Source organism: Microbacterium phoenicis, from assembly GCF_047302325.1.
In the GTDB taxonomy this organism is placed as follows: Bacteria; Actinomycetota; Actinomycetes; order Actinomycetales; family Microbacteriaceae; genus Microbacterium.
Genome location: NZ_CP154849.1, coordinates 1,122,352 through 1,148,926 on the forward strand (window position 1 = coordinate 1,122,352; position 26,575 = coordinate 1,148,926).

Genomic DNA, 26,575 nt, shown 5'->3' on the forward strand with positions numbered 1-26,575 from the left:
CACCCGGAGCTCAGCGCTCCTCGCCGGGGAAGGCCGCGTCGAGCTCGGCCAACCACGCCATCGCGTTGCCGTCCGACGGTGCGCGCCAGTCGCCGCGCGGCGAGAGCGAGCCGGCAGGCGAGACCTTCGGCGCATTCGGGACAGCGCTGCGCTTGAACTGCGCGAACCCGAAGTAGCGCTTCAGGAACACCCGCATCCACCGCACGATCGTCGCTCGGTCGTACGCGAACCGCTCGTCGGCGGGGAAGCCGGGAGGCCAGGCCCCGGCATCCGCGTCAGACCATGCGTGCTCGGCGAGGAAGACGATCTTCGACGGGCGGAAGCCGTAGCGGAGGACGTGGAAGAGCGTGAAGTCGTGCAGGGCGTAGGGGCCGATCGTGCTCTCGGTGGACTGCACTTTGCCGTCCTGGCCGGCCGGCACGAGCTCGGGGCTGATCTCGGTGTCGAGGACGGCCTGCAGGACCTCCTTGGCACGGTCGGTGAGGGTCGCGCCCGACTCGTCGCTGTGCGCGATGACCCAGCGGATGAGGTGCTGGATGAGGGTCTTCGGGACCCCCGCGTTCACGCCGTAGTGGGCCATGTGGTCGCCGACGCCGTAGGTCGCCCAGCCGAGGGCGAGCTCGGACAGGTCGGACGTGCCGATGACGACGCCGCCGCGCTGATTCGCGAGGCGGAACAGGAAGTCGGTGCGGGCGCCGGCTTGGACGTTCTCGAACGTCACGTCGTAGATGGGCTCGCCTTTCGCGAACGGATGCCCGAGCCCGGTCAGCAGCTCCGTCGCCATCGGGCGGATGTCGATCGTCTCGATCGTGGCGCCGATCGCCTCGGCGAGGGCGATCGCGTTCGACTTCGTGTGCTCTCCGGTCGCGAAGCCGGGCATCGTGAAGGCGAGGATGTCGCTCCGCGGCCGTCCCATCCGGTCCATGGCGCGGGCGACGACGAGCAGGGCGTGCGTCGAGTCGAGACCCCCCGAGACGCCGATGACGGGCTTCGGCTGCCCGATCGCGCGCAGGCGCTGCTCGAGTCCCGACACCTGGATGTTGAAGGCCTCGTAGCAGTCGAGGTCGAGGCGGGCAGGGTCGTCCGGCACGAAGGGGAAGCGGTCGAGCGGGCGGCGGAGGCCGGTGAGGGATGCCGCCGGCTCCACTGTGAAGGGGATGCGGGTCGGCCACGAGGATTCCGTGCGGGCGTTGTCCTCGAACGTGCCCTGGCGCAGGCGGTCCTGGCGGAGGCGGTCGAGGTCGATGTCGGCGATCGCGTGCCGCGGGCCGTCGGGGAAGCGCTCGGTCTCGGCGAGGAGCGTGCCGTTCTCGTAGATGATCGTCTGCCCGTCCCACGAGACGTCGTTGGTCGACTCGCCCTGACCCGCAGCGGCGTACACGTAGGCGGCGAGACAGCGGAAGGACTGCGACTGCACGAGGATGCGGCGGTCCTCGGCGCGCGCGATCGTGATGGGGCTGCCCGAAAGGTTGAGGAGGACCGTCGCGCCGGCGAGGGCCGCGTGCGAGGACGGCGGCACCGGCACCCAGAAGTCCTCGCAGATCTCGGCATGGACGACGAGTCCCGGCACGTCGGCCGCCTCGAACAGCAGGTCGGTGCCGACTGGTACCTCCTCACAGGCGAGGGTCACGGTGTCGGGGGCCCCGTCGCCGCGTGCGTACCAACGGGACTCGTAGAACTCGCGGTAGGTGGGCAGGTGTGACTTGGGTGCGACACCGAGCACACGCCCGCGGTGGATCACGACGGCGCAGTTGTAGAGCCGGTTCTGCATCCGCAGCGGCGCGCCGACGACGAGGAGGGGGGAGAGGTCGACGGATGCCGCGACCAGCCGCTCGATCGCGGTGACGACGGCATCGAGGACGACGTCCTGCATCACGAGATCCTCGATGGCATACCCCGAGAGGCAGAGTTCGGGGAACACGGCGACCGCGACGCCCTCGTCGTGGCAGGCGCGCGCTCTCTCCAAGACCGCTTCGGCGTTGGTCGCCGGGTCGGCGATCGCGACCGGAACCGTGCACGCTGCGACGCGCGCATAGCCGTGCCGGTACGGGTTCTCGAATGGAAGGTCGTGGGTCACGGCTCCAGTCTGTCAGGTGGCCGTCGGCCTGCGGCAGCCTGTGCTTTCATCATCTGGTGCCCTCCCGCGCCGCCGGAAACCCCGTGCTCCCACCGCCCTATCCATTGCCCGAAGACTGGCGGGTCGGCACTCCCACCCGCATCCGTCCCTGGACCGTCGTCGCCTACTCGCTCGTCGTGTTCCTCAGCGGGGCGGCCGCAGTCCTCGCCGTCCTGGCCGACGACACGGGCGCGGCGACCTGGCGGACGTTCGTCTTCCTGGCCGCGACCGCGGGGTTCGGCGTCCACTTCGAACGCGCGGGTGCGGAACGCGACCTGCCCGAGCTCCTCAACGCCGTGGCACTCACCCGGGCGAAGGAACGGCCGCGCGATTCGTGGGTGCATTTCTTCCGCGAGCGCGGTGCGGGTGCGTGGCTCAGCGGTTGCTTCACGGCGGCGGGCGCGTTCGGCGCCGTCGTCTTCGGATGGGCGATCGTCCGATCCGTCATCACGGATGTGGCATTCGCGCTCATCTGGCTGGTTCCGCTGCTGCTCCTCGCCCTCCTGCTGCTGCTGGCCGGGATCCTCGCGTTCGTCACGACCTGGCGGGCGGCCTCGTTCGGTCGGCTGCCGATCGGGGTGGGGATGGGACCGGCGGGCGTGACCCGCTACTACCTCGACGACACCGACGACATCGAGTGGTCCCGGATCGCTCACGTCACTCCCGCGGTGTCCGCCGTCGACGAGAAGACGGGCGACTTCACGCCCTCGGTGGAGCTCCGGGCCGCCGACGACGAGATCCTGCTCGATCTCAACATCAGCGGATTCCGCGCCCACGCATGGCTCATCTACGCGTCCCTGCGATTCTGGGCCGAGCATCCCGAGCTGCGCCACGAGCTCGGGACGACGTTCGCCCAGCAGCGCATGGATTCGTGGCGTCGGGGCATGCTCGGCGGGAGTGTCGGAGACCGCGGATAGTGTCGATTCCCGAGAGGGGATCATGCGATACATCGAAGACGACGGCCGGATCGTCTGGAGCGCGAGCGATCTGAAGGCTGCAGCCGAGTGCGAGTTCGCCTGGCTGCGGGCGATCGACGCGAAGCTCGGCCGGATCGCGGCGGTCGAGGACCCCGAGGACCTCACTCTCGAGCGGGCGGGGCGGCTCGGGACGCAGCACGAACGGCGGGTCTACGAGGCCTACCGAGATGCGCATCCGGGTGCGGTCGTCGAGATCCCCGAGACGAGGTCGTCGGATGCCGCGGGCCTCGCGGCCGCCGTCGCCGCGACCGATACGGCGCTCGCCGATCCCGCCGTCCATGTGATCTACCAGGCGGCCTTTTCGACCGAGGAATTCGTCGGCTTCGCGGACTTCCTCGTTCGCGGCGTCGATGGGCGCTGGGTCGTTCAGGACACCAAGCTGGCGCGACACGCGCGCGTCACGGCCCTCATGCAGCTCGCGGCATACGTGGACCAACTCGACCGACTCGGGGTGCCGCGCGCCGACGAGGTCCAGCTGCTCCTCGGTGACGGATCGGTCTCGACCCACGCGGTCCGCGACCTGATGCCCGTCTTCTCGCTGCGCCGCGACCGGCTCCGCGCCCTCATCGCCGACCGGAACCTCGCCGCCGGCGCGGCCGGAGAGCCCATCCCCTGGGGCGATGACCGCGGCGAGCTCCGCGTGGTCGCCTGCGGACGATGCGCCACGTGCGACCTCGAGGTCGTCGCGCACCGGGACCTCCTCCTCGTCGCGGGGATGAGGCCCGTCCAGCGCGACCGCCTCCGCGCGGCGGGCGTCGGCACGATCGACGACCTCGCGGCATCCCGCGAAGCACCGCCGCGGATGTCGTGGGACACCTTCTCGGGACTCCGCACCCAGGCGCGACTGCAGCTCGACAGCCCCGCCGGCGGAGTCGACGACGTCCCCGCCCAGGCGAGCCCGGCGGTCCCGACCTTCGACGTCGTCTTCCCCAAAGCCATGGGAGCACTGCCTCGACCGGATCACGGCGACCTGTTCTTCGACTTCGAAGGCGATCCGCTCTACACCGAGGGCGCAGCCGTGCAGTGGGGGATCGACTACCTGTTCGGCTGGGTCGATGAGACGGAGCAGTATTCGGCGCTCTGGGCGCATTCGTTCGCCGACGAGAAGCGCGCCCTCGAGGACTTCCTCGAGTTCGTCGCCGTCCGGCGGCGCGCACATCCCGGCATGCACATCTACCACTACGCGCCGTACGAGCCGACGCACCTGCTCGCCATGGCGGCACGTCACGGGGTGGGCGAGGCGGCTGTCGACCGTCTGCTGCGCGACGGCGTATTCGTCGATCTCTATCCGATCGTCCGCCGGGCGTTGCGGGTGGGGTCGCGCTCGTACTCCATCAAGAAGCTCGAGCCGCTCTACATGGGCGACGAAGTCCGCACGAGCGACGTGCAGCGCGGCGACGACTCGATCGTCCGCTACGTCGAAGCGCGCGCTCTGCAGGATGCCGGCGATGTCGCGGCTGCAGAAGTCATCCTCGACGACCTCGCCGACTACAACCGCTACGACTGCGTGTCGACGCGGCGCCTGCGGGACTGGCTCGTCGACCGCGCGCGCGAGGCGAAGCTGGTGCCCTCTCGGGAGCCCGACGCCGGTGAGGCCGTGTACGAGCCGTCGCCCCAGGCCGAGGCGCTCTCGCGGTTCGCCGACGATGCCGAGGACGAATCGGTCGCGCAGGCACTCCGGCTCGGAGCGGCGGCCATCGACTACTACCCTCGCGAGGCGAAGACGTTCTGGGCGACGCATTTCCTGCGCCTGCGCGAACCGGTGTCGGTGTGGGAGGACACGCGCGATGTGGTCGTGATCGACCGCGACCGGTGCCGTGTGCTCACCGATTGGCATCGACCCGAAGGCCTCACCGCCGTCAGACGCGTCATCGAGATCCGCGGCGAGTTCGCCCCGGGGACGCGCATCACGGTCGGTCAGAGCCCATACGCCCTGTACGAGCTGCCGGCACCGTTCCCCATCGAGACGAGTCCGCGCTGGATCCACGCCGCGCGGTCCGTCTCGGTCGTCGACGTCCTCGAAGACGGCGTCGTGATCGCGGAGAACGCCTACCAGGGGTTCACGTGGCAGGAGCTCCCCGTCGCGCTCACCCCGCCCGCCCCGCCGCGCGCGGGAAGCCAGCAGGCCGCCATCGACGAGTGGGCCGACGCGGTGCTGGCCTCCGCCCCGGCCCTGCCGACGGATCCCGCGACCGACCTGCTGCTGCGTCGTCCGCCGCGTCTGCCTGCCCCGTTGCCGCGCACGGGTGACGACGTCGCCGACATCGCCGCAGCCCTCGCCGGGCTGTCCGACGGATACCTCGCCGTGCAGGGTCCTCCGGGGACCGGCAAGACCTATGTCGGGTCCCATGTCGTCGCGCGGCTCGTCCGTGAGCGCGGATTCCGTGTCGGGGTCGTCGCCCAGTCGCACAACGTCGTCGAGCACATGCTCGACCGGATCGTCGAGGCCGGGTTGGATGCCGCGCAGGTCGCCAAGGCGCCGAAGGGGCCTGCGACGGGCAGGGAGCGTTTCACCGTCATCGCGAAGAATCAGCTGGCCGCCTACATCGATGCGCAGCCTGCCGGCTTCGTGGTCGGCGGCACGGCCTGGGACCTCACCCATTCCGGGCGCGTCGCGCGCCGCTCGCTCGATCTTCTCGTGATCGACGAGGCGGGCCAGTTCTCGCTCGCCTCGACCATCGCGGTCTCGGCCGCCGCGAAACGGCTGCTCCTCCTCGGCGACCCGCAGCAGCTGCCGCAGGTGAGTCAGGGCACCCATCCCGAGCCGGTCGACACCTCCGCGCTCGGATGGGTCATGGACGGCCACGCCGTGATTCCCGCCGATCGGGGGTATTTCCTCGCCCGCACGCGGCGTATGCGCCCCGAGGTGGCCGAGCCCGTGTCGCAGCTCGCCTACGAAGGGCAGCTCGAGGCGCATCCCGACACCGCCCTGCGGCGCCTCGAGGGTGTGCCGGCCGGGGTGATCCCCGTGCCCATCGCCCACACCCGCAACGCGACGCAGTCGCCCGAAGAGGCGGACGAGGTCGTGCGGATCGTCCGTGAGCTGAGCGGCATCCCCTGGACCGACGGCGGCGCATCCCGGCCACTCGCGCCCGAGGACGTCATCGTCGTGACGCCGTACAACGCGCAGCAGGTCCTGGTCGAAGAAGCGCTCGTCGCCGCAGGATTCCCCGGCGTCCGTGTCGGGACGGTGGACCGCTTCCAGGGTCAGGAAGCGGCCGTCGTCATCGTCTCGCTCGCAGCGTCGTCAGGACGGGATGCGCCGCGAGGACTCGAGTTCCTGCTGCTGCAGAACCGCATCAACGTGGCCGTGTCGAGAGCGATGCACACGGCGTACGTCGTCTACAGCACCGGGCTGCTCGACGACCTCCCGCGGACCCCGGACGGAGTTGCTCGGCTCAGCGCCTTCGCACGGCTGGTCGGGAGCCCGTGAGCGTCCGCGCGGCACGAGGTTCAGACGGTGCCGCCTCAGACCGTGCCGCCTCGGACCGTGCCGCCTCAGACCGTGCCGTAGAGGCGGTCTCCGGCGTCGCCGAGGCCGGGCACGATGTAGCCCTTCTCGTTGAGCCGCTCGTCCAGAGCGCCCAGGACGAGGGTCACGTCGCGGTCGCCGACCTGCTTCTCGATCGCGGCGAGTCCCTCGGGAGCCGCGAGGATGCAGACCGCGGTGACGTCCTGCGCGCCGCGCGCGAAGAGGAAGTCGATCGCGGCGCCGAGCGAGCCGCCCGTGGCGAGCATCGGGTCGAGGACGAAGCACTGGCGGTCGCTCAGGTCGTCGGGGAGGCGTTCGGCGTACGTGTACGGCTCGAAGGTCTCCTCGTTGCGGGCCATCCCGAGGAAGCCGACCTCGGCCGTCGGCAGCAGCTTCGTCATGCCCTCGAGCATGCCGAGGCCGGCGCGGAGGATCGGCACGACCAGCGGGCGGGGCTCGCTGATCTTCAGGCCCGTCGTCCGGGTGACCGGGGTGTCGATCTCGATCTCCTCGACGCGGACGCCGCGGGTCGCCTCGTAGGCGAGGAGCGTGATGAGCTCCTCCGTCAACTGGCGGAAGACCGGCGACGTGGTGCGCTTGTCGCGCAGCACCGTGAGCTTGTGGGTGATGAGGGGGTGGTCGGCGACGTGCACACGCATGAGCCCAAGGGTACCGGGGCTACGCTGACCTCGTGAGTCTGCCCGTTCCCGCCGCCGACGATGCGGCGATGGTCCGGGCGCTGGAACTCGCGGCATCCGCCCCCGCTCACGGCGATGTGCCGGTCGGCGCCGCCGTCATGCGCGCGGGCCGCATCATCGGCGAAGGCCGGAATCTGCGCGAGCGCGACGGCGATCCGCTCGCGCACGCCGAGATCGTCGCGCTGCGGGCGGCGGCATCCGCTCTCGGATCGTGGAACCTCGAGGAGTGCACCCTCGTCGTCACTCTCGAGCCGTGCACCATGTGCGCGGGGGCGATCCTGCAGACGCGCGTCGGCCGCGTCGTGTTCGGCGCGTGGGATGAGAAGGCGGGCGCGGCCGGGTCGGTCCACGACCTGTTACGCGACAGGCGGATGCCGCACCGCGCCGAAGTCCTCGGCGGGGTGCGCGCGGGGGAGTCGGCCGCCCTGCTGCGCGCCTTCTTCGACGCGAAGCGCTGAGCGCCCCGGTCAGTCGGACGAACTGAGGATGATCGCCTCGGTCGGCGGGGCGGGGGATGCCGGAGACCCGATGTACCCCGTCAGTTCGAGCAGCGCGCGACGGAAGACGGCGGGACGCTCCAGGTGGGGTGTGTGGCCGACGCCGGGCAGGGCGAGCTCGGTCGCAGTGCCCCCGGCATCCGTGTAGCGTCGCAGAACCTCGCGGGTCTGCGACACCATCGGCTGGGCGGGGGCGACGTCGGCGCCCGGCCAGTCCGGCAGGATCCCGAGGGCGCCGAGGTGGTTCGGGTCGGAGAAGGACGTGTCCGAGATGATGGGGTCGAGGACGCCGCGCACCCACAGGATGGTGGGTTTGGTCTGCAGCTCGACGATCGTCGAGACGTCGAAGTTCGACGGTGCGAGGGCGTTCAGCACGCCGAACCGGCCCGGCGCGTAGCCCGGCCAGTGCGGGCTGGGGACAGCTTCGCCCGGGTAGTTGCCGGTCGCGGTCGAGGTCGACAGCATCGCCTCGATCCAGAGGTCCTCGTGCTCGGTGGTGAAATCCTCCGCCACGAACGACGCGCGGAAGATGCTGCGGGGGGAGGTGGGCGCCTCGTCGCCGGACTCCCGCGCGGTGAGGCGGCGGACGAACTCCGCATTCGCCATGCCCGCGCCGCATCCGGCATCGTCGTCGGTCAGCCGCGTGCCGTCCAGGCGCGTGCCGCCGAGCCCGTAGGGCGAGACGGGGGACTCGAGCAGGACCGTCCGCACCGGGTGATCGAGCGCGTATTGCAGCGCGACCGCTCCGCCGAGGTCCCAGCCGACCAGGTGCGGGGTGTCGATGTCGAGCTGTGACAGCACGACGGCGACGTCGTCGCTGAGGTCGCGGACACCGCGGCTCGCGTCGACGGGCATGTGTTCCGTTCCGCCGAACCCGCGCAGGTCGATCGCGACGACGCGGAACTCCGCAGGCAGATCCTGCATGAGCTCCTGCCACACGAGAGCCGACGAGAGCGCCCCGTGGAGGAGGACGACGGTCCGATCGGTGGTGGTCTCGGGGTCGTCGCCGGTGCGCTCGAGGATGTTGACGCCCAGGCGGTCCGTGTCGATGATGCGGGACGAGATTCCGTCGAGGAGGGTCATGACCCGATGATAGGCCGCGCCCCTCGGAGGCTCCCAGCCTCTTGCGCCCGGCGCGAGCGGTGAGGTCGGTGACAGGATGGGGGCATGACGCACCACCTTCCTCCCGTCGCCATTCTCGGAGCAGGTTCCATGGGAGGTGCGATCGCCCAGGGCATCGCGCGCTCCGGAGAGGCGACGTCGGTCGTCGTGACCAACCGCACCGCCGCCAAGGCTCGCGAGCTCGATGGCCTCGACGCGGTGACGAGCGTGGCTGTGGCGGACGAACCGGACGCGAACATGGATGCCGCGGCATCCGCCGACATCGTCCTGATCGGCGTGAAGCCCGCTATGGTCCCCGACGTGCTGCGCGAGATCGCGGGAGCGCTGCGGCCGGGGACGATCGTGGTCAGCCTGGCCGCGGGTGTCACGATCGAGACGTTCGAAGCCATCGTCGGTCCCGGCATCCCCGTCATCCGCTCGATGCCGAACACGCCGGCGGTCGTCGGCAAGGCAGTCACCGGGATCGCTGCCGGATCGACCGCGACGCCGGAGCACGTCGCACTCGTGCGACGGCTGTTCGAGACGTGCGGTGCGGTCATCGAGGTGCCCGAGACGCAGATCGACGCGCTCTCGACCATCTCGGGATCGGGCCCTGCGTATGTCTTCCTGCTGGTCGAGGCCCTCACCGAGGCCGCCAGGGGCAAGGGGTTCGACGAGGCCGACGCGCGCCTCATGGCCGAGCAGACCTTCATCGGCGCGACCGCGCTGCTCGCGGCATCCGGTGAGGATCCCGCCGAGCTCCGCCGCCGCGTCACGAGCCCCAAGGGGACGACCGAGCGGGCCATCGGCGTCCTGCAGACGGCGAACCTCGACGGTCTCTTCTCGCAGGCGACGGATGCCGCGCTGGCCCGCGCGCGCGAGCTCGCGACCGGCGTCTGAGGCCGGCGCTCAGGCGTCGCCGAGGGTGAGATCCTCGGCCGTCGTGCGCTCGCTGAGTACCGCCGTGTGGTCGGCTCGGCCCACGACACGGCGCACGGCGAACAGGATGGCTGCGCCGACGGCGGCCGATACCGCAGCGGCCGCATAGGGGGCGCCGACGCCGTACACCGCGAGGGCGGTGCCGACGGGGGCGCCGATCGCGCCGCCGAAGAAGCGGAATCCGGAGTACGCCGAGCTCGCGACGGCGCGCGGAAGCGTCGTCGCCTCCATCGCCGCCTCCGTGAGGATCGTGTTGACGGCGCCGATCTCGACGCCCAGGAGCACGACGCAGACGACGAGCAGGGGGCGCGAGCCCGCGCTGAGCGAGGCGGCGACGTGGGTCGCGGCGAACGCGACGAGGAACCAGAACAGCACCTGGACGACCGAGTACCGCTTCGTGAGGCGCGGTGCGATGAGCACGCCCGCGATCGCGAGGCCGATCCCGAAGCCCATCATGACCAGGCCGATCCCGACCGCCGGCAGCTCGAGGGCGTAGGGCGTGTACGAGAGGGTGACGAAGAAGCCGGCGTTGTAGAGGAAGGCGACGACGCTGATCGCGAGCAGTCCCTTGTCGGCGAAGGCGCGGAAGGGCGCACCGACCGAGCTGCGCTGCGCGGCGTGTCCGGGGTCGCGGACGAGGGTCAGGAGGGCGACGACGCCGACGGCGAGGAGGGATGCCGTTCCCCAGAACGCCGCGAACCAGCCGATCTCGCCGAGCAGGCCGCCCACGAGCGGACCGACGGCCAGCCCGATGCCGAGTGCGGCCTCGTAGAAGATGACCGCGTGCTCGCTGCGCCCACCGGATGCCGAGACGATCGATGCGAGCGCGGTCGAGAGGAACAGCGCATTGCCGAGTCCCCACACGGCGCGGCAGGCGATCAGGGCGCCGATCGTGGGCGACAGGGCGCATCCGACGGCGGCGAGGGCGATGACCGAGAGGCCCAGGATCATCACCGCGCGCGTCCCGATCCGGGTCGACAGCCAACTGGTGAAGAACATCGCCGAGGCGGTCACCGCGAGGTAGCTCGTGAACAGGAGCGACGTCTCGACCGGGGCGGCGTGCAGCGTGGCGGCGACCGTGGGGAGGATGGGGCCGACGAGCCCGATCCCCATGAACGCGATCATCGCGGCGAAGGCGATGGCCCACACGGCGGGCGGCTGCGAGAGCAAGCGCGGAGCGGTGGTCTCGGGAGCGGTGGTGGTCGAGGTGGTTCCGGTGTCGAGGGCGGTCATTCCTCCGATTGTACACCGATGATTTACTAGTGAAATAATGAGGTGGGCGCGACTACAGTGGACCCGTGACCGAGCGCGCCGACCTGATCGACCGCATCCGCGCTGCCTGGGCGGCGTCGATGCCCGCGATGGACACGTCGCCCATCGATGTCTGGGGCAGGCTCAACCGGACGAGCGCACTCGCCACGGCTCAGATCGAACGTCTGCTCGCCGACAGCGGCGTCTCGCGATCGGAGTTCGACGTCCTCTGCGTCCTCGCCCGAATGGATCGCCCGCTCCGTGCGAGCGAGGTGACCGCCGAGACGATGCTCAGCGGGGCGGCGACGACGAAGCTCACGACGCGACTCGAGTCGGTCGGCCTCCTGCGTCGCGAGCGTTCCGACCGGGACGGTCGCGCGGTGCAGCTGTCGTTGACGGATGCCGGGCGCGCCGTCGTCGAGCGGGAGATGCCCCGCGCGCTCGCTCACGACGAGCGGCTGCTGGACGGGTTCAGCGAGAGTGAGCGGGTCGAGCTCGCCGACCTCCTCGCGCGCCTTCTTGCGAACGCCCAGCGGGAGATCTGACGCTGGGCCCCGGCGCGGGGCTCAGCGGTCGAGCGAGGCGAACCGCTCGATGTCGGAGTTCGTCCCCGACACGATGATGAGGTCGTGGTTGGTGACGACGGTCGTGGCTTCTGCGTAGCGGAACGGCTTGCCGGGGCTCTTCACGCCGACCACGGTGACGTTGTACTTCGAGCGGACTCCGGATTCGTTCAGCCCGACACCGCGGATGAAGCGCGGCGGGTACATCTTGGCCAGCACGAAGTCGTCGTCGAACCGGATGAAGTCCAGCATCCGGCCGCTCACGAGGTGCGCGACGCGCTCGCCGGCCTCGCGCTCGGGGTAGATGACGTGGTTCGCTCCGACGCGGGCGAGGATCTTGCCGTGCGATTGCGAGACCGCCTTGGCCCAGATCTGCGGGACCTTGAGGTCGACGAGGTTGGCGGTGATGAGGACGGATGCCTCGATCGAGGAGCCGACGGCGACGACGGCGACCTGGAAGTCCTGCGCGCCGATCTGCTTCAGCGCCTCGATGTTGCGCGCGTCGGCCTGGACGGCGTGCGTGACGCGCTCCGACCACTTCTGCACGAGGTCGAGGCTGTCGTCGATCGCGAGGACATCTCGGTCGAGCCGGTCGAGCTCGCCCGCGCACGCGGCGCCGAAGCGACCGAGTCCGATGACGAGGACGGGCGAATCGCTGCGCAACTGCTCAACCAACGATGGGCCTTTCCACGGGCAGCGCGTAGTGCTGCGTTCGGCTGGTCGCGGCCACGGCGGCCGCGAGTGTGACTGTACCAACGCGTCCCATGAACATCGTCAGCGCCATGACGAAGACGGCGGGGTCGGGCAGCTCCTGCGTCAGCCCCGTCGACAGGCCGACCGTCGCGAAGCCCGACACGACGTCGAAGAGCACCTCGTCGAGGGGAGCCTTCGTGAGGTGCGCGATCGTGATGGTCGACAGGGCGACGATCGTCGCGCCCCACGCGACGACCGACAGGGCGACGCGCTGGACGTCGCTCGGGATGCGGCGGCCGAACGCCGAGACGCTCGGACGTCCCTTCGCCTCGGACCACACCGCGAGGGCGAGGACCGCGAGCGTCGTGACCTTGATGCCGCCGGCGGTCGAGGCGGAGCCGCCGCCGACGAACATCAGCATGGATCCGACGACGATCGACGACTCGTGCAACTCTCCGATGTCGATGATCGAGAAACCGCCCGAGCGGGTCATCGCGGAGAGGAACAGAGCCTGGAAGGTGGTGTCCCAGGCATCCATCGTGCCGAAGGTCTTCGGGTTCCCGTACTCGAGGATGACGAAGGCGCTCGCTCCCGCGATGAACAGGACGACGGTCGTGATGAGCGTGAGCTTCACGTGGATCGACCACTTGCGCACGTGCCAGTGGTGCTTCCACAGGGCGTAGATGACGGGGAACCCGATCGAGCCGAGGAAGACGCCCACCATGAGGACGCTCAGCAGGAGGTAGTTCTGGGCGAAGGGTGCGAGGCCTTCGGCATTCGGTGAGAACCCCGTGTTCGTGAACGCCATCGCGGCGTAGTACGGGGCCTCCCACAGGGCGGTCAGTGCGTCGACCCCGCTGGCGAGCAGCATCGGGTAGAGGAGGACCGCGAGGGCGGCCTCGATCACGAGCGTCGACAGGGCGACGGTCGCCAGCAGCTGGCCGACCTCACCCAGCCGGACGGCTTGGCCCTCGTTGACCGGGCCGCCGTGGGCGCGCATCGGGTTGCTGTCGCCGGCGGCGAGGAGCTTGGCTCGCAGGCCCAATCGCTTCGAGATGACGAGGCCGAGGATCGAGGCGAGGGTGAGCACGCCGAGGGCGCCCACGTTGACCCCGATGAAGACCACGACGTGGCCGAGCGGAGACCAGTGGGTCGCCATGTCGACCGTCGCGAGTCCCGTGACGCAGATCGTCGACACCGCGGTGAACAGCGCGTCGGGGAGCGGGGTGACCTGCCCGTCCGACGCCATTACCGGCAGGGAGAAGATCGCCGTGAACAGCAGGATCAGCGCCGAGAAGATGAGAACGGCGAAGCGGGACGGCGACGCCGTCGCGAGGTCGCGCATCGCGGAGAACGCGCGGCGATGCCACGCCGGTCCGCGCCGGGGGGCGCGCTCGTCGACGGCCAGGCCCGTCATCAGCGCCCCTTCCTCGTTCGGATCGTTGTCATGGTACTCCCGCGCGCGGGCGGGCTAACCTAATGCCATGGCGGACATCTTCGACGTGATCGCCGACGGAACCCGTCGGGACATCCTCCAGCTCCTCCGTGAACGAGGAGCGTCGGGGGAGAAGGGGACGAGCGTCTCCCAGATCGTGTCGGCGCTCGGCGTGAGCCAGCCGACGGTCTCCAAGCACCTGAAGGTGCTGCGGGAGGCATCCCTCGTCTCCGTCCGCGAGGACGGCCAGCATCGGTACTACAGCCTGTCGCCGGCGCCGCTCGACGCCGTCGACGACTGGCTGTTCCCCTTCTTCGCCGTCGATGAAGAGGATGCGGCGACGCCGCACGCCCTCACCGAGAGCGCTGCGCATGCCGCCGAGGTTGTGGGTCGAGCAGCCGCGTCGGCGAAGCACGCGGTCACGAGCGTCTTCAACAAGCTCCCCGGTCGCTGAGCCCCGCCCGCCCCACGAGTCACACAGGTTTACACGCGTCCCGCTGAACCCCTAATGTGGAGGAATCTGCGGGGGATCGCATATTCATAAGGGGACGGACATGTCGGACATCTCGGATGTGCGCTTTCTCACTGTCGCTGAGGTCGCGGACCTCATGCGCGTGTCGAAGATGACCGTCTATCGGCTGGTGCACTCCGGCGAGCTTCCCGCCGTCCGCTTCGGTCGCAGCTACCGCGTCCCCGAAACCGCCGTCACAGCAGCTTTGCAACGTCCTATCGCTGACGTCGGCTAGACTGATCCGAGGCATTTTTCCGTCTTGCCGTTCCCGGACGCCCACACTGCGCGTCCAGACCCCGACTTAGTGAGGTTTACCGTGGGTTCAGTCATCAAGAAGCGCCGCAAGCGCATGGCGAAGAAGAAGCACCGCAAGCTGCTTCGTAAGACTCGCCACCAGCGCCGCAACAAGAAGTAAGCGGCATCGCACACCAAGCGCCCCCGACCGGTTCTCCGGTCGTCGGGGCGCTTCGTGTTGCGTCCGCGGCATCCATTCCCGGGTGAGAATGGATGCCGTGACCGCACTCACCCTCATCTCCAAACCCGACTGCCACCTCTGCGACGTCGCCCGCGAGATCGTCGACACCGTCGTCGCGGACCTCCCCGAGGGCCAGGTCGACGTCGAGGAGCTGTCGATCGCCGACGACGCTGAGCTCTACGCGACGTGGTGGGAGAAGATCCCCGTCGTTCTGATCGACGGGGACCTGCACGCGCACTGGCGCGTGTCGGCCGACCGCCTGCGCACGGCCCTGACCGAGAGCGCCCGAGCATGATCCGCCACATCGTGATGTGGAAGATGGCCGCCGACGACGCCGAGACGCGCGTAGCGCACGCAGCCGAGGTCGCGCGTCTGCTCGAAGGGCTGGTCGGCGTCGTGCCCGTCATCCGCTCCCTCAGCGTCGGCGTCAACGTCGCCGTGCCCGAGAGCAATGCCGACGTCGCTCTCGTGATCGACCTCGACGACCTCGATGCCCTCGACGCCTACCAGGCGCACCCCGCGCACCAGGAGGTCGCCGGGTACATCCGCAGCGTGACCGGCGGTCGGATGGCCGTCGACGTGGAGGTCTGAGGCCTCACCGCGGCCTTGCGCGCTCCGTCGTGACGACGGGCACGGGCGCGACGGCGATGTGGACCCGCTCCCCGAACTCGAGACGGTCCTCGGCGGCGTGCTGCAGGCGCACGAGGGTTCCGTCATCGGTGCGCACGAGGGAGCGGCGGAAGCTGCCGAGGAACGTGCTCTCTTCGACGACAGCGCCGACCCCGGACCCCGCACCCACCAGGAGCACGTGCTCGGGGCGCAGAAGTACGTCGACGTCGCCGTCCGGAACCGCCGACTGCGCCGGGACCTCGGCGCCCCAGACCGTGACGGTGCCGCCGCGGGCGACCCCCGGCACGGAGCTCGACAGTCCGATGAACGCGGCGACACGGGGTGTCGCGGGACGACGGTAGAGCTCCTCGGGCGAGCCGATCTGCTCGATGCGACCGGCATCCATCACCGCGATCCGGTCCGAGACCGCGAGAGCCTCCTCCTGGTCGTGGGTGACGAAGACGGTGGTGGTCCCCAGGCGCAGCTGGATGCGGCGGATCTCGTCGCGCAGTTGCACGCGAACCTTGGCGTCGAGGGCCGACAGCGGCTCGTCCAGGAGCAGGACCCGGGGCTCGGTCACGAGCGCACGGGCCAACGCGACCCGCTGCTGCTGACCCCCGGAGAGCTGGTGCGGGTAGCGGTCCGCGAGGTGGTCCAGGCCGACGAGCTCGAGGGCTTCGCCGGCCCGACGACGCGAGGTCCGGGCATCCACCCTGCGGCGGCGGAGCCCGAACGCGACGTTGTCGACGACGCGCAGGTGCGGGAAGAGCGAGTACGCCTGGAACACCATGCCGATGTCGCGATTGTTCGTGGGCGTGTGCGAGACATCCGTGCCGCCGAACGCCACGACGCCCGCCGTTGCGTCCTCGAGGCCCGAGATCACCCGGAGCGCCGTCGTCTTGCCGCATCCGGACGGACCCAGCAGCGACACCAACTCTCCCGGGGCGATGTCGAGGTCGACCCCGTGGAGCACCCGGGTCGCACCGAAGTCCTTCACGATGCCGCGAAGCTCCACCCGGGTGCCGTCGCCGGCGGCGGCCAGCAGGTGATTGTCGGCGGTCCGCGGGAGCGCCCGGGCGGTGGCGTCGAGAGTCATGGGGTCTTCCTTCCGGCGCCGACGCGTCCTGCTCGGCCAATGATGAGCAGGAGCGCGAACGCGAAGGTGAGGGCGAGCAACGTGAAGATCGCGGAGGCCCAGGCATCCTGCTTGTTGATGAGGACGAGCCCCGTCTGCAGCACCTGACGGTTCAGGAGCGACGCGATCGTGAACTCCCCGAGGACGACGGCCACGGTGATGAGGGATGCCGCGAGCAGCCCCTGTCGCAGGTTCGGCGCGATGACGCGCAGCAGCACCGTCGGCCACCCGGCGCCCAGTGTGCGGGCCGCCTCGGTGAGGGTCTGCAGGTCGACGGCGTCGATGGAGGCCTGGATGGAGCGGTAGGCGAAGGGCAGGACGACCACCCCGTACGCGAAGGCGAGGGTCCACGCCCCCGTGCCGAGCGACCGGCCGATCGTCAGGTAGATCGGGGCGAGGCCGACGACCAGCACGATCGCCGGGATCGTGATCGGCAGGAGCGCGAAGAACTCGAACACTCGTCGCAGCCGCGGGTAGCGCAACGCGACCAGGACCATCGTCGGGGCGAGCACGACGAGGACGATCGCCACGGTCACGACCGCGAGGATCAGGGAGTTGATCAGGCCCGCCCAGACCGGTCGGTAGGCCGCCGCGCGCGCGGGATCGAACAGCGTCGCCCAGCGGTCGAGGGTGAGGCTCCCGTCCGCGGCGGTCAGGGTGAACAGCAGGGTCGCGGCGAACGGGACGGCGAACACCAGGCCGACGAGGATGCCGATGGCCCACCGCGACGTGCGGGAGGGGGCGAGCGGCGAACGGCTCATGCGTGCCACCTCGAGGCCCGCCGCTGGACGAGGTTGTAGACGACCATGGCCGCCGCGACGACGACGATCATCCCGAGCGCGAGCGAGCCCGCGAGGTTCTCGCGCCCGAGCACGGTCTCGCTCGTGAGCGCCGTGCGGATCTGCAGCGGGACGATGGACGACCCCTGGCTGGCGAGTGCCGCCGCCGTCGCGTACGACGAGAACGCGTTCGTGAACAGCAGGAGGAAGCTCGCGAGGAAGGACGGCGCGAGGACCGGCAGCCCCACGTGGAGCCAGAATCCGGCTCGCGTGCCGCCCAGGGTCAGATGCGCCTCGGCCCACTGCGGGCGGAGGGCGGCGAGGGCCGGCATGAAGGTGATGACCATGAGCGGCACCTGGAAGACGATGTAGGCGGGGATGAGTCCGGGCAGCGAATAGATCCACGCACCCCGGGCGAAGATGTCGATGCCGAACACATCCGCGAGGAACCGCGTGACGACGCCCTGGGTGCCGAGGGTCGCGACCATGACGAAGGCGAGCATGACGCCGCCGAACTGCGCGAGGACGCCGGATGCGGCATCCACCGACGCGCGGACTGCGCCCGTCTCGGGAAGCCCCAGCATCGCGAAGCAGACGAGGGCGCCGATGACGGCGCCGATGACCGCCGTGAGCAGTGAGACCCAGGTCGAATTCCAGAACGTCGCGGTGATCACCGGATCGACGAGCGCCGTCACGTTGTCCCACGTGAAAGCGCCGCGGCCGTCCTGGAAGCCGGTGACGACCGCGAGGATCGTCGGCAGCAGGAGGAACAGCGCGAGGTAGGCGAGGAACGGCACGAGGCCGAGCCACGCCCACCCGATGCGCCGGGAGCGGGGGAGCGGGGAGCCCGTGACCGAGCTCCCCGCCGGGGCGAGCGCGGTCACTGGACCGCGGCCGCCCATTCCTTACCGAGCAGCGTGCCGGCCGTCGTCGACTGGTCCTCGGTGGGGACGACCGTGTCGGCCGGGGCCTTCGGCAGCTTCGCCGCGAGCGCGGCGTCGATCGTGCCGGCCTTCGTCATGGCCTCCATCCGGACGGGGCGGGCGCCCCCCTTCAGCCACAGGTTCTGGACCTCGTCGCTGTAGAGGAACTCCTGCCACAGGCGTGCGGCGGCCGGGTGCGGAGCATCGGCGTTCACGGCCTGGTTGTAGTAGCCCGCGTAGCCGACGCCATCGAAGACGACGGTCTTCCACGTGGGGACGTCAGCGGTGTGCGCCGCGTTCAGGTAGTCCCAGTCGAAGACGACCGGCGTCTCGCCGCTGGCGACCGTCGCGCTCGTGACGTCGAGCTTCAGCATGTTGCCGGCCTTGTCGAGCTTCGAGAAGAAGTCGATGCCCGGCTGGAAGTCGTCGAGGGTCCCGCCCGACTGCACCGTCGCGAGACCGACGGCCGCGAAAGCGGCGCCCGCCTGCGTGGGGTCGCCGTTGATGGCGACCGACCCGCGGTACGTCCCGTCGAGCAGATCGCTGAGCTGCGTCGGGGCGGAGAAGGTCGCCGAGTCGTAGCCGACCGACATGTACCCGCCGTAGTCGCCCACGAACAGGCCGGACGGTTCCTTGAGCTCTGCGGGGATGTCGTCCCAGGTCTGCACCTTGTAGGGCGCGAACCGGTCGGTGTTCTGGAGCGCGACCGTCAGGCCGAGGTCGAACACGTCGGGGGCGGTGTCGAGGCCCTCGTTCGTCTTGGCCGCAGTGATCTCCTCGGCGCTCGAGAAGTCCGGCGACTGCTCGTTGATCGCGATCTCTGGGTAGCGCTTCGCGAACAGGTCGATGATCTCGCCGTAGTTCGCCCAATCGCGCGGCAGGGCGATGACGTTGAGGGCGCCTTCGGCCTTGGCGGCCTCCTCCAACTTCGCGAACCCGCCGAGGTCGCTCACGCTCTTCGCGGCGGCAGCAGCGGGACCCTCGCCGGAGGCGTTCTGGGCATCGGTCGCGCCGGCGCAGCCGGCGAGGGACAGAGCGGCGATCGTGGCGACAGCGAGTGCGGCGGCGCGCCGCCGGGACGGACGAAACATGCGGTTCCTCTCGGGTGTTCCGGCGTGCGCGGGCTCGCGACGCCGGGGGGACGAGGGGACGCTACGTCCGTTCGGTGACCCGGGGGCCCCTGCGATCTGAACGGACGGTGACGCTATGACGACGGCTGCGGATCGTCCTCCCGGAGGATCGGGATCGCGTTCGTGAAGGTGCTGGCGCGGCGCTCGGCGTCGGCGCTGCCGGTGAACAGGCCGTCGCCGGTCGGGGTGGGGTCTGCGGTCGCCGCGTCGGCGGGACTGCGCGTGGCGGGGGTCGCGGCATCCGTCATCAGAACGCGCTGGACCGGCACGGCCTGCGGCATCGACTCCTGCACCCAGGTCACCATCGCCTCGCGGACGAGGCAGCGGAGGTCGAACAGGGTCGGCGCGTCCTTCGCCGTGACGAGGATACGGACGCGGACGTACCCGGCGACCGCGTCCGTGACCTGCAGGACCGCCGTGCGGCCGTCCCACAGGTCGGTCCGCTCGAGCACGCGCTGCAGGTGCGAGCGCATGAGGACGGGCGACACGTTCCAGTCGAGGTCCATCTCGACGGCACCGAGCAGCTCCGACCCTGTGCGGGTCCAGTTCTCGAAAGGCGTCGTCGTGAAGTACGTGCACGGCAGGACGAGCCGGCGGTCGTCCCAGAGGTCGAGCACGACGTAGCTCAGGGTGATCTCGCCCACCCGCCCCCATTCGCCGTCGGCCACCACGACGTCATCGACGCGCAGGGCGTCGCTGAAGACGATCTGGAGGCCCGCGAACACGTTGGCGAGCACCGACTGCGCGGCCAGGCCCGCGACGATCGATGCGATGCCCGCCGAGGCGAGCACGCTCGCGCCGATGGCCCGCACGGAGTCGAACGTCAGGAGGACGGCTCCGATCCCGATGATGACGATGATCGCGATCGCGAGACGCCTCACGACCAGCGTCTGGGTCCGGATGCGGCGGGCCACCCGGTTGTCGGGAACGTCGATCCGGTAGCGCCCGAGGGCCACATCGGTCGCCACGACGACGAGCGAGGCGAGGAGCCACGCGCTCGCCGCGATGATGAGGATCGTCAGGATCTGGCCGAGGATGCCGCGCCACGTGTCATCGGGGAACGCCACCCGGACGGCGACCCAGAGCGCGACCACGAGCAGCAGCATCCGGAACGGCGCGCGGGATTGGCGGCTGAGCACCCCCGCCCATCGGCGTCGGCGCGCGATGACCGCCAGGGCGATCATCGCGACGACGGCGATGAGGATCGCGACGCCGATCCCGATCACTGCGGCGATGCCGAAGTCGACCCATCCATCCCACATGCAGCTGATCCTTCCGTCGGGGAATCAGCCACCATACGACAACCGCCCAGCCGGAGCCGAGCGGTTGTCGAGAGGGCGGGGTCCCGTGTTACGGGGCCAGGCGCGTCGGTCCGCGGAAGAGGTAGGTGACCTCGCGGATCGAGTCCTGACCGAGCAGCAGCATCAGCACGCGGGCGAGGCCCATGCCGAAGCCGCCGTGCGGCGGGGCGCCGAAGCGGAAGAAGTCGAGGTAGAAGTCGAGGTGCTCGGGGTCGAGCCCCTTCTCCTTCGCCTGCTCGATGAGCACGTCGACGCGGTGCTCGCGCTGCGCGCCCGTCGTGATCTCGACGCCGTTGAAGAGCAGATCGTACGACTTCGTCAGCCCGGTCTCCTCGTCGCGCATGTGGTAGAAAGCGCGGATCTCGGGGTGGTAGTCGGTGATGAAGACGAACTGGTGGCCGTAGGTCTCCTGCACGTGGGCCGCGATCTGGCGCTCGCCCTCGGGGTCGAGGTCGCCGTCGGTGCGGGGGATCTCGTAGCCGCGAGCCGCGACGATCTCGCGTGCCTCGGCGAGCGGGATGCGCGGGAACGGCAGCTCGGGGACGACCACGTCGATGTCGAAGAGGGCCTTGATCTCGTCGCCGTGCTTGTCGGCGACGGCGCGGATCGCGGTCTGGAGGAGCTCCTCCTGCATGCGCGCGACGTCCTCGTGCGAGTCGATCCAGCTGATCTCGGCGTCGATCGAGGTGAACTCGGTCGCGTGGCGCGAGGTGAACGACGGGTCGGCGCGGAAGGCGGGGGCGATCTCGAAGATCTTGCCGAAGCCGGCGACCTGGGCCATCTGCTTGAAGAACTGCGGGCTCTGCGCGAGGTACGCCGTCTTGTCCTCGAAGTAGGGCACCTCGAAGAGCTCGGCGTTCGACTCCGACGGCGAGGCCATGAGCTTGGGGGAGTGGACCTCGATGTAGTCGCGCTCGACCCAGTAGCTGCGCATCGCGTGCTCGAGGGTCGTCTGGATGCGGAACACCAGGTTGTTGCGACGCTGGCGCAGGTCGATGAAGCGCCAGTCCATGCGCTTGTCGAGACCCGAGTCGGCCGCGATCGGCGTCTCGGGCAGGGCGGCGGCCGCGATCTCCAGGCCGCCGATCTTGATTTCGACACCGCCGAGCTTGACGCGCTCGTCGTGCTTGAGGTCGCCGGTCGCAGTCAGGAAGGTGCCGGTCGACAGGTTCGAGATGAGGTCCGTGAGGGCCAGGGCCGCGGCATCCTGCTCACTGCCGTCCTCGGCGGGGCGCGTCGCGGGATTGACGAGCTGCACAGCGCCCGTCTCATCGCGCAGGATGACGAACTGCACCTTCTTCTGATCGCGGACGGTCTCGACCCATCCGGAGACCGAGACGGATCCGTCTTCACGGGACTGCAGCTGCTGGACGAGGGTGCGTTCACTCACGAGGGGAGAGTCTACGCGGCACCCAGGTTGCGCGGATTGCCGCCCCGTAGGCTGGCCGGACGGGGGGCCCGGCCGGGCATCCGATCACCGAGCGCGAGAGAGCACCCGATGACCGTCATGAACACTGCCGCCACCTCCTCGGGAGACGGCTCCTGGCTCTCGGCGCTGGCCGACTGGGTCGTCTCGCTGATGGACACCATCGGCCCGGCGGGAGCGGCCGTCGCCGTCGGCCTCGACAACCTGTTCCCGCCGATCCCGAGCGAGGTCGTCCTGCCGCTGGCCGGTCTCGCCGCTTCGCGCGGGTCGTTCACCCTCGCGGAGGCGATCGGATGGACCACCTTCGGGTCGGTCTTCGGCGCCTACATCCTCTACGTGCTCGGTCGTGTCCTCGGAGCAGACCGACTCACCCGCATCGCCGACAAGCTTCCGCTCATGAAGGGCGAGGACGTCACCAAGACCGTGCACTGGTTCGAGCGTCACGGCGGCGCCGCGGTCTTCTTCGGTCGGATGGTGCCGCTGTTCCGGAGCCTCATCTCGATCCCGGCGGGGGTCTCGAAGATGCACTGGTGGAAGTTCGGCCTGCTCACGACGGCGGGCAGTCTCATCTGGAACTCGATCTTCGTGCTCGCGGGGTTCTTCCTCGGCGAGAACTGGCACATCGTCGAGGAGTACGCCGGCGTGTTCCAGAACATCGTGATCGTCGTGGTCGTGGCCCTGGTGGTGTGGTTCGTCGTCGTCCGCGTGCGCGCCGCCGTCCGCAGCCGTCGGGAGTCTCCGGGGGATGCCGCAGGCTGAGGCCCGCTCGCAGGCTGCGCTCAGGCCCCGCATAGGACCCCCTCACGTAGACTGAAGGGGTGCCTGCCGCCCGTCTCCATCTCGTGCGCCATGGGGAGGTCCACAACCCCGGACGCGTGCTCTACGGGCGACTCCCGGGCTTCCACCTGAGCGACGACGGTCGCGGCATGGCTCGTGCGGCCGCCGAGCACCTCAAGGCGCAGGGGCGTCCGCTCCGCTCGCTGGTGTCGTCGCCCTTGGAGCGTGCGCGGGAGTCCGCTGCTCCCATCGCGGAGCTGTTCGGACTGACGCCCGTCATCGACGCCCGCGTCCTCGAGCCGACCAACGTCTTCGAGGGCAAGCGGATGCGCAGTGCCCTGCGCAACCCGCTCAACTGGTGGCACCTGCGCACGCCCGCTCTGCCGAGCTGGGGTGAGGCCTACCTCGAGGTCGTCGAGCGCATGCAGGCCGCGATGCTCGACGCCTGGAACCGCACGCCCTCGGGTGACGCGGTCATCGTCTCGCACCAGCTCCCCATCTGGATCACGCACCTGTCGGTCGCGGGCCTCCCGCTCCGCCACGACCCGCGTCGCCGCCGCTGCGACCTGTCGAGCATCACCAGCTTCGAGCTCGACGGCGATGTCTGGCGCGAGGTCGAGTACGCCGAGCCGGCCGCGACAGCCGGCGCCGTCGACGTGGGAGCCGTATGAGACGCCGCATCCTGGCCGCCCTCGCGGCCGTGACCCTCGTCGCGGGGCTCGCCGCGTGCTCGAGTGAGAACGACAACCTGTCGGACCTGTACCGCGAAGGCAACACGCAGGGCTTCATCTCCAGCGACGGTCGGGTCGAGACGATCCCCGCCGCGCAGCGCGGCGAGGCCCTCTCGTTCACGGGTACCGATGTCGACGGCAAGACGGTGTCGAGCACCGACTTCACCGGCGACGTGCTGGTCCTCAACTTCTGGTACGCCGCGTGCGGACCCTGCCGGGCCGAGGCTCCCGTCCTCGAGCAGACGTACCAGGATACGAAGGCGGAGGGCGCCCACTTCCTCGGCGTCAACATCTACGACGGTCCCGAGCAGGCGACCTCGTTCGATGAGACCTACAAGATCACCTACCCGTCGATCCTCGCCCGCGGGGACGTCGACCTGAAGCTCGCGTTCGCCGACTGGACCTCGCTCCAGGCCGCCCCGACGACCCTCGTCGTCGACCGCGAGGGCCGCGTCGCCGCCCGGCTGTTCGGGCAGCTGCCGGATGCCACGACCCTCCGCGACCTCGTCGACGACACTCTCGCGGAGAAGGGATGAACCCCGGGTCGATCGTGATGGGCGAGTCGCTCTGGATCGCGATCCCGATCGCGGCGCTCGCGGGTCTCGCCTCGTTCCTCTCGCCCTGCGTCCTCCCGCTGGTCCCCGGGTACCTCGGCTTCCTCGGCGGAGCCGTCGCGCCGCGTGAGCCGAAGAGGTCGAAGGATGCCGGGGCCACCGGCCCGACCACGCTCACACGCACCGAGGCTCCGCCCCGCGCGCGCCTGCTGCTCGGCGTCGCGCTGTTCATCGCCGGCTTCAGCGTCGTGTTCATAATGTTCGGGATCTTCGCCGGGACCCTCGGTCGCGTCTTCATCGAGTACCAGGACCTCATCACCCGCGTCCTCGGCGCCGTGGTCGTCGCGCTCGGCCTGGTGTTCATCGGCGTCTTCGGGTTCGCGCAGAAGATCTACCGGCCGCAGCTGAAGCAGAACCTCGGCCTCGTCGGGGCTCCGCTTCTCGGCATCGCGATGGGCGTCGGCTGGGCGCCCTGCATCGGCCCGACCCTCGCCGCGATCATGAGTATGGCGTACAGCCAGGCCGACCCCGCGCGGGCGGGGGCCCTCGCCGCGGCGTACTCGCTGGGCCTCGGCATCCCGTTCGTCCTCCTCGCCCTCGGCGCGGGCTGGGCGACCCGCTCGGTGGCGTTCGTCCGCCGCCACATCCGCGTCGTCAACATCATCGGCGGTGCTCTCCTGATCGCGCTCGGTGTGCTGATGGTCACCGGTGTCTGGACGTCTCTCATGTCCGCGTTCCAGGGGGTGGTTGCCGGTGTCCCGACGTTCCTCTGACGGCTCTGAGACGGTCGACGGACCGCTCCGGCCGAGCGACCACCTCGACAAGACCGGTGACGGCGAGCCCACCTTCTCGGGCGGCCAGCCCGCGCTGGGTGTCGTCGGGTGGCTCCGCTGGGGATGGCGTCAGCTCACGAGCATGCGGACGGCCCTCGTCCTGCTCCTGCTCCTCGCGATCGCGGCGATCCCCGGTTCGCTCGTGCCGCAGCGCAGCGCCGACCCCAACGGCGTCACGCAGTGGCGGGCCACGAACCCCGATCTGTACCCGACCTTCGACGCGTTCCAGCTCTTCGACGTCTACACGTCGGTGTGGTTCTCGGCGATCTACATCCTGCTGTTCATCTCGCTGATCGGCTGCGTCCTGCCGCGGACGAAGCACCACTGGAAGGCGCTCCGGGCACGTCCCCCGCGGACCCCCGCGCGCCTGTCCCGCCTGTCCGATCACGCGGAGCGGACCGTCGCGGTCCCCGACGGGGAGGATGCCGCGGGTCACGCGGCCCACGCCGTCGATCTCGCCGAGGCGCAGCTGCGCTCCGCCCGGTACCGCGTCGAGCGGTACGACCGGAACGGCGTGGCTTCGGTGTCCGCCGAGCGCGGCTACCTGCGCGAGACGGGCAATCTGCTCTTCCACGGCGCGCTCGTCGGCGTTCTCATCTCGGTCGGCATCGGGGGCGGCTTCACGTACACGGGCCAGACCGTCATCACCGAGGGCGACGGCTTCGTGAACTCGCTGGGGCTCGGATACACGTCCTTCAACCCGGGTCGCTTCGTCGACACCGAGGCTCTCACGCCGTACTCCATCACCCTCGACCGTTTCGATGTGACCTATGCGCCGCCGTCGGGGCAGGCAGGCGGCTTCGAAGCCCACGTCACCACCCGGTTCCCCGGTCAGGAGGCCGAGGATCAGGTGATCGAGGTGAACCACCCGATCACGATGGCGGGCGACCGCGTGTACCTCATGGGCAACGGCTACGCGCCGACCATCACGGTCCGAAACGGCGAGGGCGACGTCGTCTTCAGCGAGTCCGTCCCCTTCTTGCCGCAGAGCGCCACGATGACCTCGCAGGGCGTCGTGAAGATTCCCGACACCGGTGGCGAGCAGCTCGGACTCGTCGGGTTCTTCTACCCCACGGTCGCGCAGCTCTCGAGCGGCGCGCTCACCTCGCGCTACGGCGATCTGCTCGATCCTCGCCTGACCTTCTTCGTCTACGAGGGCGATCTCGGGATCGACGACGGCACGCCGCGGTCGGTCTACGCGCTCGACACCGACGGGATGACCGAGATCGCCGGTCGGAATGCGGACTCGCCGTCGCTGGAACTCTCGCCGGGGCAGACCGTCGACCTCCCGGGCGGGCGCGGCACCGTGACGTTCGAGGACGAGACGCGCACCGGCGCGCCGGAGTCGGTGAAGCGCTACGTCTCGCTGTCGATCCACAACGACTCGAGCGCCACGTGGGTGCTCGTGTTCGCGGTCCTCGCGATGGTCGGTCTCTTCACGGCGCTGTTCGTCCCGCGGCGACGCATGTGGGTGAAGGCGACGCCCGCCGGCGATCAGGTGCACATCGAGTACGCCGGTCTCGCGCGCGGCGAGGATCCCGCCATCGGGGTCGCCGTCGCCGACCTCGCGAAGCGGCACGAGAGCGCGCTGGGCGACGAATCGGCATCCGCCCCCGCGCCCGCCGCGAACGTAGACTGAACTCACCCAT

At 70.0% G+C, this 26,575-nt stretch carries 27 protein-coding genes; 15 read left to right on the forward strand and 12 right to left on the reverse strand.

Features of this window, described 5'->3' with window-relative positions; all coding sequences use genetic code 11:
* Positions 1–10: 10 nt before the first annotated feature.
* Positions 11–2,077, reverse strand: coding sequence for an NAD(+) synthase (locus ABCU91_RS05475; protein ID WP_413355094.1), 2,067 nt, complete (start codon positions 2,075–2,077; stop codon positions 11–13).
* 56 nt (positions 2,078–2,133) lie between these two features.
* Here ABCU91_RS05475 and ABCU91_RS05480 point away from each other — a divergent pair, with 56 nt between their 5' ends.
* Together ABCU91_RS05480 and ABCU91_RS05485 are read left to right on the forward strand one after the other, a co-directional pair.
* On the forward strand, positions 2,134–3,033 hold the full coding sequence (locus tag ABCU91_RS05480) for a hypothetical protein (RefSeq protein ID WP_413355095.1): 900 nt from the start codon (positions 2,134–2,136) through the stop codon (positions 3,031–3,033).
* A gap of 22 nt (positions 3,034–3,055) precedes the next feature.
* Complete coding sequence (locus ABCU91_RS05485) at positions 3,056–6,526, forward strand: TM0106 family RecB-like putative nuclease (RefSeq protein WP_413355096.1); 3,471 nt, start codon at positions 3,056–3,058, stop codon at positions 6,524–6,526.
* A gap of 65 nt (positions 6,527–6,591) precedes the next feature.
* On the opposite strand, the gene upp is transcribed toward ABCU91_RS05485, so the two are convergent.
* Positions 6,592–7,224, reverse strand: a complete 633-nt coding sequence (gene upp, locus ABCU91_RS05490) for a uracil phosphoribosyltransferase (RefSeq protein ID WP_091351750.1) — start codon at positions 7,222–7,224, stop codon at positions 6,592–6,594.
* A gap of 68 nt (positions 7,225–7,292) precedes the next feature.
* Here upp and ABCU91_RS05495 point away from each other — a divergent pair, with 68 nt between their 5' ends.
* Complete coding sequence (locus tag ABCU91_RS05495; protein ID WP_406923405.1) at positions 7,293–7,721, forward strand: nucleoside deaminase; 429 nt, start codon at positions 7,293–7,295, stop codon at positions 7,719–7,721.
* 9 nt (positions 7,722–7,730) lie between these two features.
* On the opposite strand, the gene ABCU91_RS05500 is transcribed toward ABCU91_RS05495, so the two are convergent.
* Positions 7,731–8,843, reverse strand: a complete 1,113-nt coding sequence (locus ABCU91_RS05500) for an alpha/beta fold hydrolase (RefSeq protein WP_413355097.1) — start codon at positions 8,841–8,843, stop codon at positions 7,731–7,733.
* An 84-nt stretch (positions 8,844–8,927) separates the two neighbouring features.
* Between ABCU91_RS05500 and proC the strand changes: the two genes are divergently transcribed.
* Positions 8,928–9,761 carry a pyrroline-5-carboxylate reductase gene (gene proC, locus ABCU91_RS05505; RefSeq protein ID WP_406922582.1) on the forward strand — a complete coding sequence of 278 codons (834 nt, stop codon included), beginning with the start codon at positions 8,928–8,930 and terminating at the stop codon, positions 9,759–9,761.
* A 9-nt stretch (positions 9,762–9,770) separates the two neighbouring features.
* On the opposite strand, the gene ABCU91_RS05510 is transcribed toward proC, so the two are convergent.
* On the reverse strand, positions 9,771–11,033 hold the full coding sequence (locus tag ABCU91_RS05510) for an MFS transporter (protein WP_413355098.1): 1,263 nt from the start codon (positions 11,031–11,033) through the stop codon (positions 9,771–9,773).
* Positions 11,034–11,098: 65 nt separating this feature from the next.
* On the opposite strand from ABCU91_RS05510, the gene ABCU91_RS05515 reads away from it, so the two are divergent.
* Positions 11,099–11,596 (forward strand): MarR family winged helix-turn-helix transcriptional regulator, encoded by a 498-nt coding sequence (locus ABCU91_RS05515; protein ID WP_406922580.1) that lies wholly within the window; start codon positions 11,099–11,101, stop codon positions 11,594–11,596.
* Between the two features lie 21 nt (positions 11,597–11,617).
* On the opposite strand, the gene ABCU91_RS05520 is transcribed toward ABCU91_RS05515, so the two are convergent.
* Together ABCU91_RS05520 and ABCU91_RS05525 are read right to left on the reverse strand one after the other, a co-directional pair.
* Positions 11,618–12,289, reverse strand: a complete 672-nt coding sequence (locus ABCU91_RS05520) for a potassium channel family protein (protein ID WP_036310225.1) — start codon at positions 12,287–12,289, stop codon at positions 11,618–11,620.
* Entirely contained in the window at positions 12,282–13,724 is a 1,443-nt protein-coding gene (locus tag ABCU91_RS05525) for a TrkH family potassium uptake protein (RefSeq protein WP_413355099.1), read from the reverse strand. The genes ABCU91_RS05520 and ABCU91_RS05525 overlap by 8 nt, the downstream gene beginning before the upstream one ends.
* Positions 13,725–13,791: 67 nt before the next feature.
* On the opposite strand from ABCU91_RS05525, the gene ABCU91_RS05530 reads away from it, so the two are divergent.
* The 5 genes from ABCU91_RS05530 to ABCU91_RS05550 all read left to right on the forward strand — a co-directional run bounded on the left by ABCU91_RS05530 (position 13,792) and on the right by ABCU91_RS05550 (position 15,319).
* Positions 13,792–14,196 carry an ArsR/SmtB family transcription factor gene (locus tag ABCU91_RS05530; RefSeq protein WP_413355100.1) on the forward strand — a complete coding sequence of 135 codons (405 nt, stop codon included), beginning with the start codon at positions 13,792–13,794 and terminating at the stop codon, positions 14,194–14,196.
* 100 nt (positions 14,197–14,296) lie between these two features.
* Complete coding sequence (locus ABCU91_RS05535; protein ID WP_018186843.1) at positions 14,297–14,488, forward strand: helix-turn-helix domain-containing protein; 192 nt, start codon at positions 14,297–14,299, stop codon at positions 14,486–14,488.
* 81 nt (positions 14,489–14,569) lie between these two features.
* Entirely contained in the window at positions 14,570–14,668 is a 99-nt protein-coding gene (locus ABCU91_RS05540; RefSeq protein ID WP_003792170.1) for a 30S ribosomal protein bS22, read from the forward strand.
* Between the two features lie 97 nt (positions 14,669–14,765).
* Positions 14,766–15,023 carry a glutaredoxin family protein gene (locus ABCU91_RS05545; RefSeq protein WP_133398575.1) on the forward strand — a complete coding sequence of 86 codons (258 nt, stop codon included), beginning with the start codon at positions 14,766–14,768 and terminating at the stop codon, positions 15,021–15,023.
* Positions 15,020–15,319 (forward strand): Dabb family protein, encoded by a 300-nt coding sequence (locus ABCU91_RS05550; RefSeq protein WP_406922579.1) that lies wholly within the window; start codon positions 15,020–15,022, stop codon positions 15,317–15,319. Before ABCU91_RS05545 ends, ABCU91_RS05550 begins: the two co-directional genes overlap by 4 nt.
* Positions 15,320–15,323: 4 nt before the next feature.
* On the opposite strand, the gene ABCU91_RS05555 is transcribed toward ABCU91_RS05550, so the two are convergent.
* From ABCU91_RS05555 to aspS, 6 genes are all read right to left on the reverse strand, one after another.
* Complete coding sequence (locus tag ABCU91_RS05555) at positions 15,324–16,433, reverse strand: ABC transporter ATP-binding protein (RefSeq protein WP_413355101.1); 1,110 nt, start codon at positions 16,431–16,433, stop codon at positions 15,324–15,326.
* Positions 16,430–17,233, reverse strand: a complete 804-nt coding sequence (locus ABCU91_RS05560; RefSeq protein ID WP_413355102.1) for an ABC transporter permease — start codon at positions 17,231–17,233, stop codon at positions 16,430–16,432. Before ABCU91_RS05560 ends, ABCU91_RS05555 begins: the two co-directional genes overlap by 4 nt.
* Positions 17,230–18,153, reverse strand: coding sequence for an ABC transporter permease (locus ABCU91_RS05565; protein WP_413355103.1), 924 nt, complete (start codon positions 18,151–18,153; stop codon positions 17,230–17,232). The genes ABCU91_RS05560 and ABCU91_RS05565 overlap by 4 nt, the downstream gene beginning before the upstream one ends.
* A complete protein-coding gene (locus tag ABCU91_RS05570) occupies positions 18,132–19,265 on the reverse strand; it encodes an ABC transporter substrate-binding protein (RefSeq protein ID WP_413355104.1) in 1,134 nt (377 codons plus the stop codon). The genes ABCU91_RS05565 and ABCU91_RS05570 overlap by 22 nt, the downstream gene beginning before the upstream one ends.
* 113 nt (positions 19,266–19,378) lie before the next feature.
* Positions 19,379–20,566, reverse strand: coding sequence for a mechanosensitive ion channel domain-containing protein (locus ABCU91_RS05575; protein ID WP_413355105.1), 1,188 nt, complete (start codon positions 20,564–20,566; stop codon positions 19,379–19,381).
* An 88-nt stretch (positions 20,567–20,654) separates the two neighbouring features.
* Positions 20,655–21,995 (reverse strand): aspartate--tRNA(Asn) ligase, encoded by a 1,341-nt coding sequence (aspS, locus tag ABCU91_RS05580; protein WP_413355106.1) that lies wholly within the window; start codon positions 21,993–21,995, stop codon positions 20,655–20,657.
* 108 nt (positions 21,996–22,103) lie between these two features.
* Between aspS and ABCU91_RS05585 the strand changes: the two genes are divergently transcribed.
* Genes ABCU91_RS05585 through ABCU91_RS05605 form a run of 5 tightly spaced genes read left to right on the forward strand, consistent with a single transcriptional unit; the run spans position 22,104 to position 26,565 of the window.
* On the forward strand, positions 22,104–22,790 hold the full coding sequence (locus ABCU91_RS05585; protein ID WP_091351764.1) for a DedA family protein: 687 nt from the start codon (positions 22,104–22,106) through the stop codon (positions 22,788–22,790).
* A 59-nt stretch (positions 22,791–22,849) separates the two neighbouring features.
* Positions 22,850–23,479 (forward strand): histidine phosphatase family protein, encoded by a 630-nt coding sequence (locus ABCU91_RS05590; protein WP_413355107.1) that lies wholly within the window; start codon positions 22,850–22,852, stop codon positions 23,477–23,479.
* Positions 23,476–24,075, forward strand: a complete 600-nt coding sequence (locus ABCU91_RS05595) for a TlpA family protein disulfide reductase (RefSeq protein WP_133398568.1) — start codon at positions 23,476–23,478, stop codon at positions 24,073–24,075. Before ABCU91_RS05590 ends, ABCU91_RS05595 begins: the two co-directional genes overlap by 4 nt.
* Entirely contained in the window at positions 24,072–24,866 is a 795-nt protein-coding gene (locus tag ABCU91_RS05600) for a cytochrome c biogenesis CcdA family protein (RefSeq protein WP_413355108.1), read from the forward strand. Before ABCU91_RS05595 ends, ABCU91_RS05600 begins: the two co-directional genes overlap by 4 nt.
* Positions 24,847–26,565 (forward strand): cytochrome c biogenesis protein ResB, encoded by a 1,719-nt coding sequence (locus ABCU91_RS05605; protein WP_413355109.1) that lies wholly within the window; start codon positions 24,847–24,849, stop codon positions 26,563–26,565. Before ABCU91_RS05600 ends, ABCU91_RS05605 begins: the two co-directional genes overlap by 20 nt.
* Positions 26,566–26,575 lie beyond the last annotated feature (10 nt).